At 60.9% G+C, this 1,055-nt stretch carries 1 protein-coding gene; it reads left to right on the top strand.

The genetic code is table 11. From position 1 onward, the window contains the following. Positions 1-94: 94 nt before the first annotated feature. A protein-coding gene (locus tag IVA95_RS01215; protein WP_247508836.1) for an IS630 family transposase occupies positions 95-1,055 on the top strand; the annotation gives its coding sequence in 2 pieces (ribosomal slippage) (positions 95-431 and positions 431-1,055; 962 coding nt annotated over the 2 pieces). This gene is flagged as partial in the annotation.

Raw genomic sequence — 1,055 nt, 5'->3', positions numbered from 1 at the left:
CTAGAGCGTTAGCCCATCTGACTGAATCGCTGCGGATTCACAAATCAGCGTTTTGGTGATTCAAGCTACCCGCCGGGACAGGAGGCCGGCGGGTATGGCGAAACCGCTGTCGATGGACCTTCGTGAACGAGTGCTTGCCACCATTGCGGGCGGCGCATCCGGCCGGCAAGCGGCCGAGCGGTTTGGCGTCAGCGCCGCGAGCGTCAGCCGGTGGCGGATGCGCGAGCGAGAGCAAGGGGATGCCCAGCCAAGAGCTCAGGGCGGAGATCGCAAGTCCCACCGGATCGATGCCCATCAGGCGACGATCCTGGCCTTGCTCAAGGCAACCCCCGATATCACCATCGAGGAATTGCGCCATAGCCTGAGCAAAGAAGGTCTTTCCTTCGGCTACGGGACGATCCGTCGCTTCTTCGAGCGCCACAACATCACGCGCAAAAAAAGACCGCCCATGCCACAGAGCAGGATCGCCCGGATGTCTTGAAGCGGCGGGAAGCCTGGCGTGAGAGCCAAGGCAAGCTCGATCGGGATCGGCTCGTCTTCATTGATGAGACCTGGGCATCGACCAACATGGCGCGAACTCATGGCCGCTGCCAGCGCGGCGAGCGTCTGCGAGCCGCCGTTCCGCACGGCCACTGGAAAACAACAACCTGCGTGGCCGCTCTAACTACCCGCGGCATCATCGCGCCCTGGGTGCTCGATGGCCCTATCAACCGCGATGCCTTCGAGACCTATGTGGAAAAGGTGCTCGTGCCCGAGCTTCCTAAAGACGCGGTTGTCATCATGGACAACCTCTCCAGCCACAAAGGACCGCGCATACGCGAGATGATCGAAGCTGCCGGCGCAACGCTCCTCTATCTTCCGCCCTACAGCCCCGACTTCAATCCCATCGAGAACGCCTTCGCCAAACTCAAAGCAAATCTTCGGAAGGCCGCCGAACGCACCGTCAACGGTCTCTGGGATGCCATTGGCCGCATCGTCGACACTTACTCGCCCGCAGAATCCACAAACTACTTCGCCGCCGCAGGATATTTGCAACCTGATCGGCTAACGCTCTA

Origin of the sequence: Bradyrhizobium sp. 157 (assembly GCF_023073815.1) — a bacterium.
GTDB lineage: Bacteria > Pseudomonadota > Alphaproteobacteria > Rhizobiales > Xanthobacteraceae > Bradyrhizobium.
The sequence above is the reverse complement of the archived record's forward strand: the minus strand, read 5'-3'. Positions and strand labels throughout refer to the sequence as shown.